At 74.2% G+C, this 13,304-nt stretch carries 16 protein-coding genes; 14 read left to right on the forward strand and 2 right to left on the reverse strand.

The window, feature by feature from the left end; translation table 11 throughout:
* Positions 1–25 precede the first annotated feature (25 nt).
* From FJR00_RS10325 to FJR00_RS10360, 8 genes are all read left to right on the forward strand, one after another.
* Positions 26–1,621: an alpha/beta hydrolase gene (locus FJR00_RS10325; RefSeq protein ID WP_141338647.1), complete on the forward strand. Its 1,596-nt coding sequence runs from the start codon at positions 26–28 to the stop codon at positions 1,619–1,621.
* Between the two features lie 81 nt (positions 1,622–1,702).
* A complete protein-coding gene (locus FJR00_RS10330) occupies positions 1,703–2,245 on the forward strand; it encodes a cupin domain-containing protein (protein ID WP_141338648.1) in 543 nt (180 codons plus the stop codon).
* A 59-nt stretch (positions 2,246–2,304) separates the two neighbouring features.
* Positions 2,305–2,823, forward strand: coding sequence for a hypothetical protein (locus FJR00_RS10335; protein WP_141338649.1), 519 nt, complete (start codon positions 2,305–2,307; stop codon positions 2,821–2,823).
* Positions 2,824–2,988: 165 nt separating this feature from the next.
* Positions 2,989–3,375 (forward strand): GntR family transcriptional regulator, encoded by a 387-nt coding sequence (locus tag FJR00_RS10340; RefSeq protein ID WP_141338650.1) that lies wholly within the window; start codon positions 2,989–2,991, stop codon positions 3,373–3,375.
* The gene (locus tag FJR00_RS10345) at positions 3,372–4,112 is read left to right on the forward strand and encodes an ATP-binding cassette domain-containing protein (protein WP_181409585.1); all 741 of its coding nucleotides are present in this window, start codon (positions 3,372–3,374) and stop codon (positions 4,110–4,112) included. The genes FJR00_RS10340 and FJR00_RS10345 overlap by 4 nt, the downstream gene beginning before the upstream one ends.
* Positions 4,109–4,891, forward strand: coding sequence for a hypothetical protein (locus FJR00_RS10350; protein ID WP_141338651.1), 783 nt, complete (start codon positions 4,109–4,111; stop codon positions 4,889–4,891). The genes FJR00_RS10345 and FJR00_RS10350 overlap by 4 nt, the downstream gene beginning before the upstream one ends.
* A gap of 54 nt (positions 4,892–4,945) precedes the next feature.
* The gene (locus FJR00_RS10355) at positions 4,946–5,845 is read left to right on the forward strand and encodes an ABC transporter ATP-binding protein (protein ID WP_141338652.1); all 900 of its coding nucleotides are present in this window, start codon (positions 4,946–4,948) and stop codon (positions 5,843–5,845) included.
* Positions 5,842–6,651 carry an ABC transporter permease gene (locus tag FJR00_RS10360; protein WP_141338653.1) on the forward strand — a complete coding sequence of 270 codons (810 nt, stop codon included), beginning with the start codon at positions 5,842–5,844 and terminating at the stop codon, positions 6,649–6,651. Before FJR00_RS10355 ends, FJR00_RS10360 begins: the two co-directional genes overlap by 4 nt.
* A gap of 33 nt (positions 6,652–6,684) precedes the next feature.
* Here the strand turns inward: FJR00_RS10360 and FJR00_RS10365 are convergent, their stop codons facing one another.
* The gene (locus FJR00_RS10365; protein ID WP_141338654.1) at positions 6,685–7,152 is read right to left on the reverse strand and encodes a PPOX class F420-dependent oxidoreductase; all 468 of its coding nucleotides are present in this window, start codon (positions 7,150–7,152) and stop codon (positions 6,685–6,687) included.
* A gap of 54 nt (positions 7,153–7,206) precedes the next feature.
* On the opposite strand from FJR00_RS10365, the gene FJR00_RS10370 reads away from it, so the two are divergent.
* The 5 genes from FJR00_RS10370 (at position 7,207) to FJR00_RS10390 (ending at position 11,751) form a co-directional block, all read left to right on the forward strand.
* Positions 7,207–7,443, forward strand: a complete 237-nt coding sequence (locus tag FJR00_RS10370) for a hypothetical protein (protein WP_141338655.1) — start codon at positions 7,207–7,209, stop codon at positions 7,441–7,443.
* Complete coding sequence (locus tag FJR00_RS10375; protein WP_238330429.1) at positions 7,440–7,952, forward strand: metallophosphoesterase family protein; 513 nt, start codon at positions 7,440–7,442, stop codon at positions 7,950–7,952. Before FJR00_RS10370 ends, FJR00_RS10375 begins: the two co-directional genes overlap by 4 nt.
* A gap of 3 nt (positions 7,953–7,955) precedes the next feature.
* Positions 7,956–9,200, forward strand: coding sequence for a cation:proton antiporter domain-containing protein (locus FJR00_RS10380; protein WP_141338656.1), 1,245 nt, complete (start codon positions 7,956–7,958; stop codon positions 9,198–9,200).
* A gap of 56 nt (positions 9,201–9,256) precedes the next feature.
* Positions 9,257–9,487 (forward strand): hypothetical protein, encoded by a 231-nt coding sequence (locus tag FJR00_RS10385; protein WP_141338657.1) that lies wholly within the window; start codon positions 9,257–9,259, stop codon positions 9,485–9,487.
* A 110-nt stretch (positions 9,488–9,597) separates the two neighbouring features.
* Positions 9,598–11,751 (forward strand): copper-translocating P-type ATPase, encoded by a 2,154-nt coding sequence (locus FJR00_RS10390; protein ID WP_141338658.1) that lies wholly within the window; start codon positions 9,598–9,600, stop codon positions 11,749–11,751.
* Here the strand turns inward: FJR00_RS10390 and FJR00_RS10395 are convergent.
* Positions 11,741–12,145 (reverse strand): secondary thiamine-phosphate synthase enzyme YjbQ, encoded by a 405-nt coding sequence (locus tag FJR00_RS10395; protein WP_075958656.1) that lies wholly within the window; start codon positions 12,143–12,145, stop codon positions 11,741–11,743. The two genes, FJR00_RS10390 and FJR00_RS10395, sit on opposite strands and share 11 nt — an antisense overlap.
* Before the next feature lie 115 nt (positions 12,146–12,260).
* Between FJR00_RS10395 and ddaH the strand changes: the two genes are divergently transcribed.
* On the forward strand, positions 12,261–13,121 hold the full coding sequence (gene ddaH / locus FJR00_RS10400) for a dimethylargininase (protein WP_141338659.1): 861 nt from the start codon (positions 12,261–12,263) through the stop codon (positions 13,119–13,121).
* Positions 13,122–13,304 lie beyond the last annotated feature (183 nt).

Raw genomic sequence — 13,304 nt, forward strand, 5'->3', positions numbered from 1 at the left:
CCCCGGTGTGGTTGTCTGTGGGGGCATGGAGGAGGTGCCGGAGGTCCGCTTCGCCGAGGCGGCCGGCTCCACCCTGGCCTACGAGGTGTTCGGCGACGGCCCCGCGACCATCTGCGTCGTGCCACCCATGGCGCAGAACGTGGAGCTGGCCTGGGAGTCCCCGGTCATCCGCCGGATGCTGGAGCGGTACGCCGCGTTCTCGCGCCAGGTGATCTTCGACAAGCGGGGTACGGGGCTGTCGGACCGGTCGCTGGAGATCCCCGGCCTGGACGAGCGGGTCGACGAGCTGCGCTCGGTCATGGACGCCGCCGGCGTGGACCGGGCGTTCGTGCACGGGGTGTCCGAGGGCGGGCCGATGGCGGTGATGTTCGCGGCCACCTACCCCGGGCGGGTCCAGGGCCTGATCCTGGAGGGGACGGCAGCCTCCCTGCTCACGGACGAGCAGCGGGCCGTGCGCTCGACGCCGCAGGGGATGGCCGCGGCGCGGCGGAGGTGGGAGGAGTTCGTCGACGCCTGGGGCACGCCCGGGTCGCGGACCGTCGCGCTGTTCGGCCCGTCCCTGCTGACCGACGAGGACTTCGTTCGGTGGTGGCCGCACTACGAGCGTCACTCCGCGAGCCGGGACGCGCTGACGGAGCTGTTCCGGATGAACGGGGACATGGACGCCCGCGGCGTCCTCGACCGGGTGGGCTGCCCTGTCCTCATCGTCCACCGCACCGGGGACCTGATCACGCCGGTGGACCGCGCGCGGGAGACCTACCGGCAATTCCGGCAGGCGGGCGCCGACGTCGAGCTGGTCGAGCTGCCGGGGGAGGACCACTGGAGCTTCGCCGGCGACATGGACGCGGTCTGCGACGCCGTCGAGCGGTTCACGACCGGCCGTTGCGGGCGGGCCGGCCCGAGCGGCGGGACCGGCCGTCCGGCGACTGGACCGACGCAGGCGCCGGCACCGTCCGTGGCCCGGCCCACCGTGCAGGTGCGGGCGATGGGCCGCTTCGAGGTCGTCGTCGACGGGACGCCGACCCGGCCGGGGGACTGGGGGTCCCGGCAGGCGCGGACGCTGCTCAAGCGGCTGGTGGTGGCCCGCGGGTGGCCGGTCCCCCGCGAGGAGCTGACGGACCTGCTCTGGCCGGACGAGCTCTCCGACCGGCTCGCCGCCCGGCTGTCGGTCCAGCTGTCCGCCGTGCGCAGGGTCCTGGGCGGGGCCGTGGTGGCCGACCGGTCGACGGTCCGGCTGGACCTGGCCGCGGTGGACGTCGACGTCGAACGATGGTTCCGGCTCGAGGACGACCTCGCCCTGGTCCGGGACTACGCCGAGCTGCTGCCCGAGGACCGCTACGACGACTGGACCGCCCCGCTGCGCGACCGGATGCGCGACCGTTTCGTGGTGGCGGCGCACCGGGTCGCCCGGGCCGTGCTCGCCGACCCGGCGGGAGGAGCAGCCGGCGGCGAGGACGCCGTCGTACTGCTGCGGCGGGTGCTCGAGCTGGACCCCTACGACGAGGAGGCCCACCGGTCCCTGGTCGAGCTGCTGCACCGGGACGGCCGGCACGGGGAGGCGGTCGCGGCCCGGGAACGCTACGAGGAGGCGATGGACGAGCTGGGGATCGACGACCGCTGAGCCGCGCCGGCAGGACGTGCCGGGGACGACGGCGGCCCCGGTCCAAAGGTTTCCGAAAGGGTGCCCGGGCACGGTGCCGCCATGAGCACCACGACCAGACCCCGCACCCCGTCCACCACCGGCGACCCGGACCGCTTCCGCCACCTGCCCGAGGGGGAAGGGGTGCACCGCGCCTTCCTCAACCACCTGGCCACCGTCAAGCTCGACCCCGGCAGCTCCGCCAGCGGGATGGGCGCGGTGGAGTTCCTCGCCCCCCGGGGCTTCGGCCCCCCGCTGCACGTGCACCGGGAGGAGGACGAGCTCTTCTACGTCATCGAAGGTCGCGTCCGCTTCGAGCTGGGTGACCAGGTCGTCCACGGCGGGACCGGCGCCCTCCTGGCGCTGCCGTGCCGGGTGGCGCACACCTTCCAGGTCGAGTCGGGGACGGCCCGCTTCCTCACGGTCGTCGCCGGGCGGCGCCGCGAGCCCAGCTTCGTGGAGATGGTCCACGACCTCGGGACACGGATGCCGCAGGCCCGGCTGCCCGAGCCGGTGCAGATCGACCCCGGACAGGTCGCCGAGGCCTGCGCCCGGCACGGCATCGAGGTGCTCGGACCCCCACCCGGGGCGCTGCCGCCCGCCTGACCATGCCCGACCCCCACCCCCCCGGGCCCCGACGGCCCGACCGTCCAGAGGAGAGTTCGATGATACCCACCACCACGACCCCGACCCGTCGCACCCGGAGCCGGGTGGCGGCCGCCCTCGCCGGGCTGGCCCTGGCCGTGGGAGCACCCGCGGCGACCGCCGGCGCCCACCCCGGTCACGGCGGCGAGCGCCCGCTCGGCGCCCAGCTGGCCGAGGTCCGGGCGACCACGGCCAAGTACCACGACGTCGACGCGGCGACCGCGGACGGCTACCTGCCGTCCTCGCCGTGCGTGCCGAACATGGGGTACCACTACCAGCGCGGGACCGCAGCGACGGCGGCCGACCTGGACCCGACCGCACCGGAGATCCTCGTCTACGCGCCTCGCAAGAACGGCAGCCTCAAGCTGGTGGCCGTCGAGTACGCGACCTGGGACGCCTCGGCGAGCCTGTTCGGCCGGGCCTTCGACGCTCCCCACCCGCACGGGGGCCCGCCGTTCCACACGCTGCACGCCTGGGTCTGGCAGGGCAACCCAGCGGGCGTGCTGAGCCCGTTGAACCCGAACGTCTCCTGCGACTGACGGGACCTGCACCCGCGCCGCCCGAGGGGGCGGCACGGTGGCAGATCGCGACGCCCCGGAGGGCCTGCGCCCCCGGGGCGTCGCCGTGCCCGGGGGTTGCGCCGACGGTCGTTCTATGGTTCATTAGTCATGTAATGAACCACTGAACGAGATCGGAGGTGGCCCATGGCCACCCAGGCCGTGCCGGCGGAGTTCGAGCCGTTCGACGACCGCACCCCGATCTACCAGCAGATCGCCGACCGGATCCGCCACGCGGTCCTGGTGGGCGACCTCCCGGAGGGGGCCCAGGTCATGTCGACCACGCAGTACGCGACCACCCACCGCATCAACCCCGCGACCGCGGCCAAGGCGATGAGCACGCTCGTCGACGACGGCCTGCTGCACAAGCGGCGCGGGCTGGGCATGTTCGTCTCCGAGGGGGCCCGCGAGCTGCTGCGGCAGCAGCGCCGGGCGACCTTCTGGGACGACACGCTGGGGCCCGTCCTCGACGAGGCCCGGGCGCTGGGGATCACCACCGACCAGCTCATCGACCATCTCAAGGAGCAGCCGTGAACACGCCGCTGGGCGTCGAGGTCGACGCCGTCACCCACCGGTTCCGGGGCGTCGAGGCGCTCTCGGACGTCAGCCTGAGCGTCCGGCCGGGCACCATCACCGGGCTCGTCGGGCGCAACGGTGCCGGCAAGACGACCCTCCTGTCGCTGATCGCCGCGCTGCGCCCGGTCCAGACCGGCACCGTCCGCGTCGGCGGCCGGGGCGTGTGGGAGGACCCGTCGGTCACCTCCCGCGTCTGCCTGGTCCGGGACCGCGGAGGCATCCTCGAGGACCAGCGCATCCGCCAGACCCTGCGCCTCCAGCGGGCGCTGCGCCCGCACTGGGACGAGGAGTATGCCGTGGAGCTGCTCCAACGGTTCGCCGTGCCGCTGCGCAAGAAGCCGGAGCAGCTCTCCCGCGGCCAGCGGTCGATCCTCGGGGCGGTCATCGGCCTCGCCTCCCGCGCCGAGCTCACCCTGCTGGACGAGGTCTACCTGGGCATGGACGCCGTCGCCCGCCGCCTCTTCTACGACGAGCTCATGGCCGACTACGTCGCCCACCCGCGCACGGTCGTGCTGTCCTCCCACCTGCTCGACGAGGTCGAGGACCTCATGGAGGACGTCGTCGTGCTCGACCGCGGCCGGGTCGTCGCCGCCGGCGACGCCGCGGCCGTGCGCGAGCAGCACTCCACCGGCGACCGGCTCGCCTCGCTCACCGACGTGCTGGTGCACGTCAGCACCGGAAGGACCCCGTCATGACGACCACCGACACCGCCGGCACCACCGCCACCCGCACCACGGGACCGGCCTCCCGGCCCGACCGGCAGTGGTGGGCCCTGGGCCGGCTCCAGGTGGCCGACGCGCTCCGCGGGCTCACCGTCACCGCGCTGGTCACCCTGGCCGTGCTGGGCGTCATGGCGCTCGTGGCGCGCTGGCAGGGCTGGGACGTCGTCGTCATGGACGAGGTCGAGTGGAGCGGCCCGCCGCTCCTGGTCGAGGGCGGCCGGACGATCCTGTGGGTCTCCCTCGTCGTGCTGCCGATCTCGGTCGGCATCGCCGCCGTCGTGCACGCCGTTCTCGCCACGGCCCGCACCCGCGTCCACGTGGCCTCCGGCGCCACCCGGTGGCAGGTCGTCCTGGCCCACCTGCTCACCGTCGCGGCGATGACCGTCTACGTGCTCGTCGTGGCACTGGTCGTCCTGCTGCTGCTGGGGAGCGGACCGGGCGGTGCGGTCGAGATCCTGGGCTCGGAGACCGCCGGAGGCCCGGTCCCGGCCGTCGTCGCCGCGGTCGGGGCGACGGTGGGCCCCATGATGGCCGCCGTCACCATCACCGCCATGTTCCTGCGCTGGCCGTGGTGGGTCGGCACCGGCGTCCTGGTCGGTTTCTTCGTCGTGCTCCCGATGGTCGCCGGCCTCCTCCCGGCGGTCGGCGAGGCGCTCGACCGCGCCGACGCGTGGTGGGGCTCGGACCTGCTCGTCGCCGTCGTGCTCACCGGCGTCTTCGTCGGCATCATGCGCCGGGTCCCGGTGAAGTGACATGGTGACGAGGACGTTCGAGGAGTCGCAGCACCGGAGGGAGGCCGACGACCGATGATCGAGATCCAGGGCCTGACCAGGACCTACGGCGCGACCACCGCCGTCGACGACGTGACCTTCACCGTGGAACCAGGGCGGGTCACCGGCTTCCTCGGCCCCAACGGGGCGGGCAAGTCGACGACGATGCGGATGATCTGCGCCCTCACCCGACCCACGTCCGGGCAGTCGCTCGTGCTGGGCCGCCGCTACGAGGATATTCCCAACCCCGGGCGGACCGTGGGCGTCCTGCTGGACGCGCAGGCCCAGCACGGCGGACGCACCGGCCGGGAGGCCCTGACCGTCAGCGCGCTGACCATGGGCCTGGACCGGCGGCGGGTGGACGAGATGCTGGAGCTGGTGGGCCTGACGCCCGCGGAGGCCCGCCGCCGGGTGGGCGGCTACTCCCTGGGGATGCGCCAGCGTCTCGGGATCGCCAACGCGCTCCTGGGGGACCCCCAGGTGCTGGTGCTCGACGAGCCGGCCAACGGGCTGGACCCGGCCGGGATCCACTGGATGCGCACGCTGCTGGCCGACTTCACCCGGGCCGGCGGCACCGCGCTGCTGTCCTCCCACCTGCTCCGGGAGGTGGAGGTCATCGCCGACGACCTCGTCGTCATCGGACGTGGCCGGATCGTGGCCCGGGGCACCAAGGCCGAGCTGCTGGCCACCGGCGGCGCCGTCGTGCGGTCCGCGGACGACGCCACCTTGCTGGTCGCGCTGCAGCAGGCCGGTCTGGACGCCGTCGAGTCCCCGGGCGGAGGCCTGGTCGTGGAGGCCGAGCCGGCCGTCGTCGGCCGGGTCGCCGTCGACCGGGGGATCGCGCTGACCGAGCTGCGTCCCTCCGACGGGGGCGGCCTGGAGGAGCGCTTCCTGCAGCTGACCGCCGCGGACGCACGTGAAGGAGTCCACCGATGAGCACGACGACCGGCAGCCACCCCTCCGGCGGGGCCGCGACCCGGCCGCGGGGCGGGACCGAGGTTCAGGCGCGCCCCATACCCCTGCTCCGGCTGGTGCAGGTCGAGCTGCGCAAGATGGTCGACACCCGCTCGGGGCTGTGGCTGCTCGCCATCATCGCCGTCCTCAGCGTCGGCGCCGTCGTCCTCTTCCGGCTCTTCGGGCCGGAGGAGGGGCACACCTTCTACGGCTTCGCCGGGATGGCGCTGACCCCCCAGGCCTTCCTGCTGCCCGTCCTGGGCATCCTGCTGGTCACCAGCGAGTGGAGCCAGCGGGCCGGCCTGGTGACCTTCACCCTCGAGCCGCGACGTGGGCTGGTCGTGGTCGCCAAGTCGATCGCCGCGGTCGTCGTCGGCCTCCTGGGCCTGGCGCTGCTGCTGGCCGTGGCCGCCCTCTTCGCGGCGGTCGCCGGCAGCGGCGACGTCTGGGACCTGGGGGCCCGCGAGCTGGGCTACTTCACGATCCTGCAGGTCCTGGCCATCATGCAGGGCGTGGCCTTCGGGCTGCTGTTGATGAACAGCACGGCCGCGATCGTGCTCTACTTCGCGCTCCCCGTGGCGATGAACCTGCTCATCACCTTCGTCGAGGTGCTGCGGGAGAACGCCGGGTGGTTCGACCTGGCGACCGGGCAGGCGCCGCTGTTCACGCAGGTGGCGCTGACCGGGGAGCAGTGGGCCCAGCTGGCGACGGTGACCGCCCTGTGGATCGTGCTGCCGCTCGTGCTCGGCTGGGTGCGTCTGCGCCGGACCGAGATCAAGACCGCGTGAGACGCCCGGGCGTCGCCTCCGGCCCCGGGGCCGTCAGTCGTCCGCGAGCCGGGCGGGGAAACCGCCCGTGGCGACCGGCGACCACCGGGTCGGGGTGATCCGCAGCAGCGACTTGCCCTGGGCGACCATCGCCTCGCGGTACTCGTCCCAGTCCGGGTGCTCCCCGGCGACGGCGCGGAAGTAGTCGACGAGCGGCTCCACCGACTCCGGGCAGTCGATCACCTCGCAGTCGCCGTCCACCTGCACCCAGGCACCGCCGAAGTCGTCGGAGAGCACGACGACGCTCACCCGCGGGTCGCGCCGCGCGTTGTGCGTCTTGGCCCGTTCGGGGTAGGTCGAGACGACGATCCGGCCCTGCCCGTCGACGCCCCCGGTGACGGGGGAGGCCTGCGGGCGGCCGTCCTGGCGGGTGGTGATGAGCACGAGCTGGTGGCGGGGGCGGACGAACTCCAGCAGCCCCTCCCGGTCGACGGTGGTGGTGGTCGCGACGGTCCTGGCCATGGGGTCAGTCTGTCACCGGGTGCGGGAGCACCGGCCCGTGGCTACCGTGGCGGGATGAGCGATCAGCAGAGCACCGGAGGGGCCGAGGAGGCCGACGCCCGCCAGCAGGCGGCCGACTACGTCGTGGAGCGCACGGAGAGCTGGGACGAGGGCGCCCGTCCCGAGACGGTCCGGGAGGACCTCGAGGAGGGCCTGGCCGAGGCCGAGGTCGACGTCGACGAGGGCGAGCTGGACCGGATGGCCCAGGAGATCCACGACGACGGCAGCGCCGAGACGCCCGACGTCGGGTGAGCGACCGGCTGCGGGTGCTGCTCGTGGCCGACACGCACGTGCCCAAGCGGGCCCGTGAGCTCCCGTCCGAGGTCTGGGGCGAGGTCGACCGCGCCGACGTGGTCGTCCACGCCGGCGACTGGGTCGACCCTGCGCTGCTCGACGAGCTCGAGGCCAGGGCGGCCCGGCTGGTGGGCGTCCACGGGAACAACGACGGCGAGGAGCTGCGGCGTCGCCTCCCCGAGGTGGCCCGGACCGAGCTGGGGGGTATGCGGTGGGGCGTGGTCCACGAGACCGGGCCCCGGGTGCGCCGAGAGGAGCGCATGCGGGCGGCATACCCCGACCTGGACGTGCTCGTCTTCGGGCACAGCCACATCCCCTGGGACACCACCGCCGAGGGCCTGCGTCTGCTCAACCCCGGGTCGCCGACCGACCGCCGCCGACAGCCGTTCTGCACGTACATGACCTGCGAGGTCGGCGACGGCGTGCTCGGCGAGGTCGTGCTCCACCGGCTGCCACGGAGGAGGTGAGGCATGGGCTGGCTGGCCCCCACCCTGGCCGTGCTGGGTCTCGGCGGCGTGGTCCTGGCCCTCGTCAGCGGCCCGCTGGAACGGTGGGTCCCCGTCAGCGAGCCGCTCGTGGCCCTCGCCGTCGGGGTGCTCGTCGGGCCGGCCGCGCTGGGCCTCGTGCGGCTGGAGCAGGAGCTGGTCGACGTCCTCCTGCTCGAGGGCAGCCGCGTCCTGCTCGCGGCCTCGGTGATGGCGGCGGCGCTGCGCTACCCGTGGGAGAGCCTGCGCGGCCTGCTCAGACCTACCGCGCTGCTGCTGGCGGTGGTGATGCCGCTGGCGGCCCTGGCCACGGCCGCGTCGGCCCTCGTCCTCGCCGTGCCGATCTCCCTGGCCCTCCTCGTCGGGGCCTGCCTGGCCCCGACCGACCCGGTCCTGGCCGCCGCCGTCGTCAACGGCGAGCCGGCCGCGCGGACCCTGCCCCACCGAATCCGGGCGCTGCTGACCCTGGAGAGCGGCGCCAACGACGGGCTCGGAGTCGTCCTCGTCGCAGTGCTCGTCGCGGTCGTCCTGCCCGCGCAGGGCGTGCGCCACGCCCTGGGCCTGGTCGCCTGGGAGGTCGGTGCCGGCGTGGCGATCGGTGCCCTGCTCGGATGGCTCGCCGGCCTCGGGCTGAGCCACGCCGACCGGCACGACGACGTGGGCGAGGGGCCCGAGCTGGTCTACACGCTGCTGCTGGCGGTCGGAGTCCTCGGGGTGGCCCGCACGGCCGAGGCGGCCGGCGTGCTGGCGGTCTTCGTCGCGGGCCTGACCTACAACCGTTTCGCGGGGAGCAGCCCCCGGGAGACGCAGGACGCGGTGGACGAGGGGGTCAACAAGTACGCCGTGCTCCCGTTCGTCGCGGTGCTCGGCGTGGTGCTGCCGTGGGAGACCTGGGTGGAGTGGGGCTGGCGGGCCGTCGTCTTCGCGGTGCTCGTCCTGCTGGTGCGGCGGCTGCCGTTCCTGCTCGCCCTCCGGCGGCCGCTCGGCCTCGCCCGGCACCAGGCGGGCTTCATGGGCTTCTTCGGACCGATGGGCATCAGCGCGCTGTTCTACCTGGCGCACGCGCGGCACGAGGGGGTGGACGACCCGGCGCTGTGGGGTGCGGTCACCCTCGTCGTGGCCGTGAGCGTGGTGGTCTTCGGGGTCTCCGGGGCGCCCGGACGGAAGACCTACGCCCGACGGTACGGCCACGAGGGGGACCGGGAGCAGCAGCCGGTACCGTCGGGCTGAGGACGAGGACGCCCGTCGAGGTGCCGTGCGGGTCCGCCGGTCCTACCGTGGGCGGCATGACACACGACGAAGGCCGGACGGCCGACCACGACCCGACCCACGAGGAGGACCGGCCCGGCGACGACCAGGGTGACGGGCCCGGCGAGGGCACCGTGTCCGAGGCCGGGTCCGCCGCGGTCAACCCGGACACCTCCCTCGGCGGCGCCGACAGCGTCCCCGACACCCCCGACGTCAACACCCGCATCGACCAGCACGTCGAGGCGGAGGAGCCCGGGCCGGAGGGCTGAACCGGGGGCGCCCGACCCGGCAGCAGGAATACCCACGCTCCTCCGAACCGTTGCGGCAACATACCCCCTAGGGGTATGAAGGACTGACCCGCTGAGGAGAGGTGGACGTGATGACCCAGCAGCACACGACCCGGGAGGCCGGTCACGACCGGCACGCAGAGGGCGCGGACCAACAGGGCCATGGCGGTCACGAGCACCATGAGGGGCACGGGGGCCATGGCGACCACGGCGACCACGGCGGCCATGAGGGCCACGTGGCGATGTTCCGGTGGCTGTTCTGGATCATGCTGGCCCTGTCGGTGCCGACCGTGCTCACGAGCGGCATGTTCGCGGACCTGCTCGGCTACCGGCTGCCCGACGTGCCCGGCCTGCGCTGGGTCGCCCCGGTGCTGGGGACCGTCATGTACGTCTGGGGCGGTCGGCCCTTCTACACGGGGGCGGTCGAGGAGCTGAGGCAGCGTCGGCCGGGGATGATGCTGCTCGTCGGCATGGCCATCACGGTGGCCTTCCTCTCCTCCATGGCCGCCAGCCTCGGGCTGCTCCCGCACGACCTGGAGTTCTGGTGGGAGCTGGCGCTGCTCATCGTCATCATGCTGCTGGGCCACTGGATCGAGATGAGGTCGCTGGCCCAGACGTCCTCGGCGCTGGAGTCGCTGGCCGCGCTGCTGCCCGACGAGACCGAGAAGGTCGAGGGCGACCGGACGGTCACCGTGTCGCCCGCCGACCTGCACGTGGACGACGTGGTCGTGGTCCGGCCCGGCGCCCGGGTGCCGGCGGACGGGGAGGTCGTCGACGGCGAGGCGGCCCTCGACGAGTCGATGATCACGGGCGAGTCCACGACCGTGCGGCGGGGCGTGGGCGACACCGTCGTGGCGGGGACCGTGGCGACCGACTCCGCCCTGCGGGTGCGGGTCACCGCCGTCGGGGACGACACCGCCCTGGCCGGCATCCAGCGCATGGTCGCCGACGCCCAGAGCTCGTCCACGAGGGCTCAGCGGCTCGCGGACCGGGCCGCCGGGTGGCTCTTCTGGTTCGCGCTCGCCGCCGCGGTCCTGTCCGCGGTCGTGTGGCTGTCGGTCGCGACGCCCAGCACCGCCCTGGTCCGGGTCATCACGGTCCTGGTCATCGCCTGCCCCCACGCGCTGGGTCTGGCCATCCCGCTCGTCGTCTCCATCACCACCGAGCGCGCCGCCAAGGGCGGCGTCCTGATCAAGGACCGGATGGCCCTGGAGCGCACCCGCGTCGTGGACACCGTGCTGTTCGACAAGACCGGCACGTTGACGCGGGGCGAGCCGGCGGTGGGCCACGTCGCCACCGCCGAGGGCGCGTCCGGACCGTCCGGGGCCGGGTTCTCCGAGGACGACGTGGTCGCGCTGGCCGCGGCCGTCGAGTCCGACAGCGAGCACCCGCTGGCACGGGCGGTCGTGCGCGCCGCGGAGGACCGCGGCCTGCGCCTCCCGCCGGTGAGCGAGTTCTCCTCGGCCCCCGCCGTCGGCGTCACCGGCACAGTCGACGGGAGCACCGTGCGGGTCGGCGGGCCCTACCTGCTGGAGGAGGAGGGCCTCGAGCCGCTGGCGGCCGCCGGCGGGTGGGCCGAGCAGGGCTCCACGGTGCTGCACGTCGTCCGCGACGGCAAGGTGGTCGGGGCGCTGGCCGTCGCCGACGAGGTGCGCGAGGAGTCCCGCGAGGCGGTCGACACGCTCCACCACCTCGGTATCCAGGTCGTCATGATCACCGGCGACGCCGAACCGGTCGCCCGGGCCGTGGCCGAGGAGCTGGGGATCGACGAGGTCCTGGCCGGGGTGCGCCCGGAGCACAAGGCGGACAAGGTCAAGGCCCTCCAGCAGCAGGGACGCACCGTGGCCATGGTGGGCGACGGCGTCAACGACGCCCCCGCGCTCGCGCAGGCCGACGTCGGCATCGCCATCGGTGCCGGGACCGACGTGGCCATCGCCTCGGCCGGTGTCGTCCTGGCCAGCGACGACCCGCGGTCGGTGCTCTCGGTCATCGAGCTCTCGCGCGCCGGCTACCGCAAGATGAAGCAGAACCTGTGGTGGGCCGCCGGCTACAACATCGTGGCCGTCCCGCTCGCGGCGGGCGTCCTCGCGCCGGTCGGGTTCGTCATGCCGATGGCGGTCGGGGCCCTGCTCATGTCGGCCTCGACGGTGGTCGTGGCGCTCAACGCCCAGCTGCTGCGCCGGCTCGAGCTCACGCCCGAGGCGAGCGCCCGGGCCCTGCGCGAGCAGGACCCGGTCAGCCGCTGAGGAGGTCCAGCCGGACCGTGCGGTCGTGGTTGTCCACGTTGAGGTCCACCAGGCAGATGCTCTGCCACGTGCCCAGCGCCAGCCGTCCCCCCTCGACGGGGACGGTGGCGTAAGGCGGCACGAGCGCCGGCATCACGTGCGACCGCCCGTGGCCGTAGGTCCCGTGCCGGTGGCGCCATCGGTCGTCGGCCGGGAGCAGATCCTCCAGGGCCGCGAGCAGGTCGTCGTCGGAGCCGGCGCCGGTCTCGATGATCGCCAGCCCGGCCGTGGCGTGCGGCACGAACACGTGCAGCAGCCCGTCGCCCCCGTCCCGGACGAAGTCGGCGCAGTCGCTGGTGAGGTCGAGCACGACGTCCTCACCGCCCGTGCGGACCTGCAGGTGGGTCGTCTTCATGGGTGCACCTTCGGCGTCATGTCCCCATCCTGCGGTCCCGGGCCCCGCGGCACCACCCGGGGCCGCGGCGCACACGGCATACCCCGCGGGCGTCGTGGTCTGCGAGGCTTGGCCCGTGACCGACACCTCTCCCGCCTCCGCCGACCCCACGAGTCCTGGGGAGCGACACCTCGCCCTGGTGCGTCGCCCCGGGCCCCGGCTCGCCGAGGGGCTCATCACGCATATCGACCGGCAGCCGGTCGACGTGGAGCGGGCGCAGCGGCAGTGGGAGGCCTACGTCGACGCGCTCCACGCGAACGGCTGGCGCACGGTGGAGGTCGCCCCGGCCGACGACTGCGCGGACGCGGTCTTCGTCGAGGACACCGTCGTCGTGCACGGCGACCTGGCGGTGCTGACCCGTCCCGGCGCCCCGTCGCGGAGGGCCGAGGTGGACGCGGTCGAGGAGGCGGTCGTCGCGGCGGGCTACCGGGTGGCCCGGATCGAGGCGCCCGGCACGCTCGAGGGCGGTGACGTGCTCAAGTTCGGCGGCACCGTCTGGGTCGGCCTGGGCGGGCGCAGCAACGAGGAGGGTATGCGGCAGCTCGCCGCCCACCTCGAGCCCGCCGGGGTGCAGGTCGTCGGCGTCCCGTTCTCCCGCGTCCTGCACCTCAAGAGCGGGGTGACGGCGCTGCCGGACGGGACCGTCGTCGGCCACGAACCCCTCGTCGACGACCCCGCGGTGTGGGCCGGCGGGGCGGACCCGGCCGGGGACGGCGTCGGGACGGGCCACGCGGATGCCGGCTTCCTCCCGGTGCCCGAGGAGTCGGGGGCCCACGTGGTGCTGCTGGGCGGCGACCGCGTGCTCATGGCGGCCGACGCGCCGAGGTCGGCGCAGATGTTCCGCGATCGGGGCTGCACGGTGACCGAGGTCGACATCAGCGAGTTCATCAAGCTCGAGGGCTGCGTGACCTGCCTCTCCGTGCGGCTTCGGGGGTAGGGCGACGCCGGGCCGCGGTCCTTGACGAGCCCGCCTCCCCCGAGGGCTGCCGGTGCGCGCACGGCCGCGAGGACGCGAGGTGTCCTTCGGCACGGGCCAACGGGACGAGGCCGTGCGGCCTCGGCGTTCGAGCAGGTGTGTCGGTGGGGTCTGTTTGGGTGGGGGTATGTCGTTCTCGTGGGG

This window comes from Ornithinimicrobium kibberense (assembly GCF_006519705.1).
Classification (GTDB): Bacteria; Actinomycetota; Actinomycetes; order Actinomycetales; family Dermatophilaceae; genus Ornithinicoccus; species Ornithinicoccus kibberensis.

Excerpts from the sequence above, each read along its gene's own strand:
- FJR00_RS10325 (WP_141338647.1), top strand. The coding sequence starts at position 26 with ATGGAGGAGGTGCCGGAGGTCCGCTTCGCCGAGGCGGCCGGCTCCACC.
- FJR00_RS10330 (WP_141338648.1), top strand. The coding sequence starts at position 1,703 with ATGAGCACCACGACCAGACCCCGCACCCCGTCCACCACCGGCGACCCG.
- FJR00_RS10335 (WP_141338649.1), top strand. The coding sequence starts at position 2,305 with ATGATACCCACCACCACGACCCCGACCCGTCGCACCCGGAGCCGGGTG.
- FJR00_RS10340 (WP_141338650.1), top strand. The coding sequence starts at position 2,989 with ATGGCCACCCAGGCCGTGCCGGCGGAGTTCGAGCCGTTCGACGACCGC.
- FJR00_RS10350 (WP_141338651.1), top strand. The coding sequence starts at position 4,109 with ATGACGACCACCGACACCGCCGGCACCACCGCCACCCGCACCACGGGA.
- FJR00_RS10355 (WP_141338652.1), top strand. The coding sequence starts at position 4,946 with ATGATCGAGATCCAGGGCCTGACCAGGACCTACGGCGCGACCACCGCC.
- FJR00_RS10360 (WP_141338653.1), top strand. The coding sequence starts at position 5,842 with ATGAGCACGACGACCGGCAGCCACCCCTCCGGCGGGGCCGCGACCCGG.
- FJR00_RS10365 (WP_141338654.1), bottom strand. The coding sequence starts at position 7,152 with ATGGCCAGGACCGTCGCGACCACCACCACCGTCGACCGGGAGGGGCTG.
- FJR00_RS10370 (WP_141338655.1), top strand. The coding sequence starts at position 7,207 with ATGAGCGATCAGCAGAGCACCGGAGGGGCCGAGGAGGCCGACGCCCGC.
- FJR00_RS10380 (WP_141338656.1), top strand. The coding sequence starts at position 7,956 with ATGGGCTGGCTGGCCCCCACCCTGGCCGTGCTGGGTCTCGGCGGCGTG.
- FJR00_RS10385 (WP_141338657.1), top strand. The coding sequence starts at position 9,257 with ATGACACACGACGAAGGCCGGACGGCCGACCACGACCCGACCCACGAG.
- FJR00_RS10390 (WP_141338658.1), top strand. The coding sequence starts at position 9,598 with ATGACCCAGCAGCACACGACCCGGGAGGCCGGTCACGACCGGCACGCA.
- FJR00_RS10395 (WP_075958656.1), bottom strand. The coding sequence starts at position 12,145 with ATGAAGACGACCCACCTGCAGGTCCGCACGGGCGGTGAGGACGTCGTG.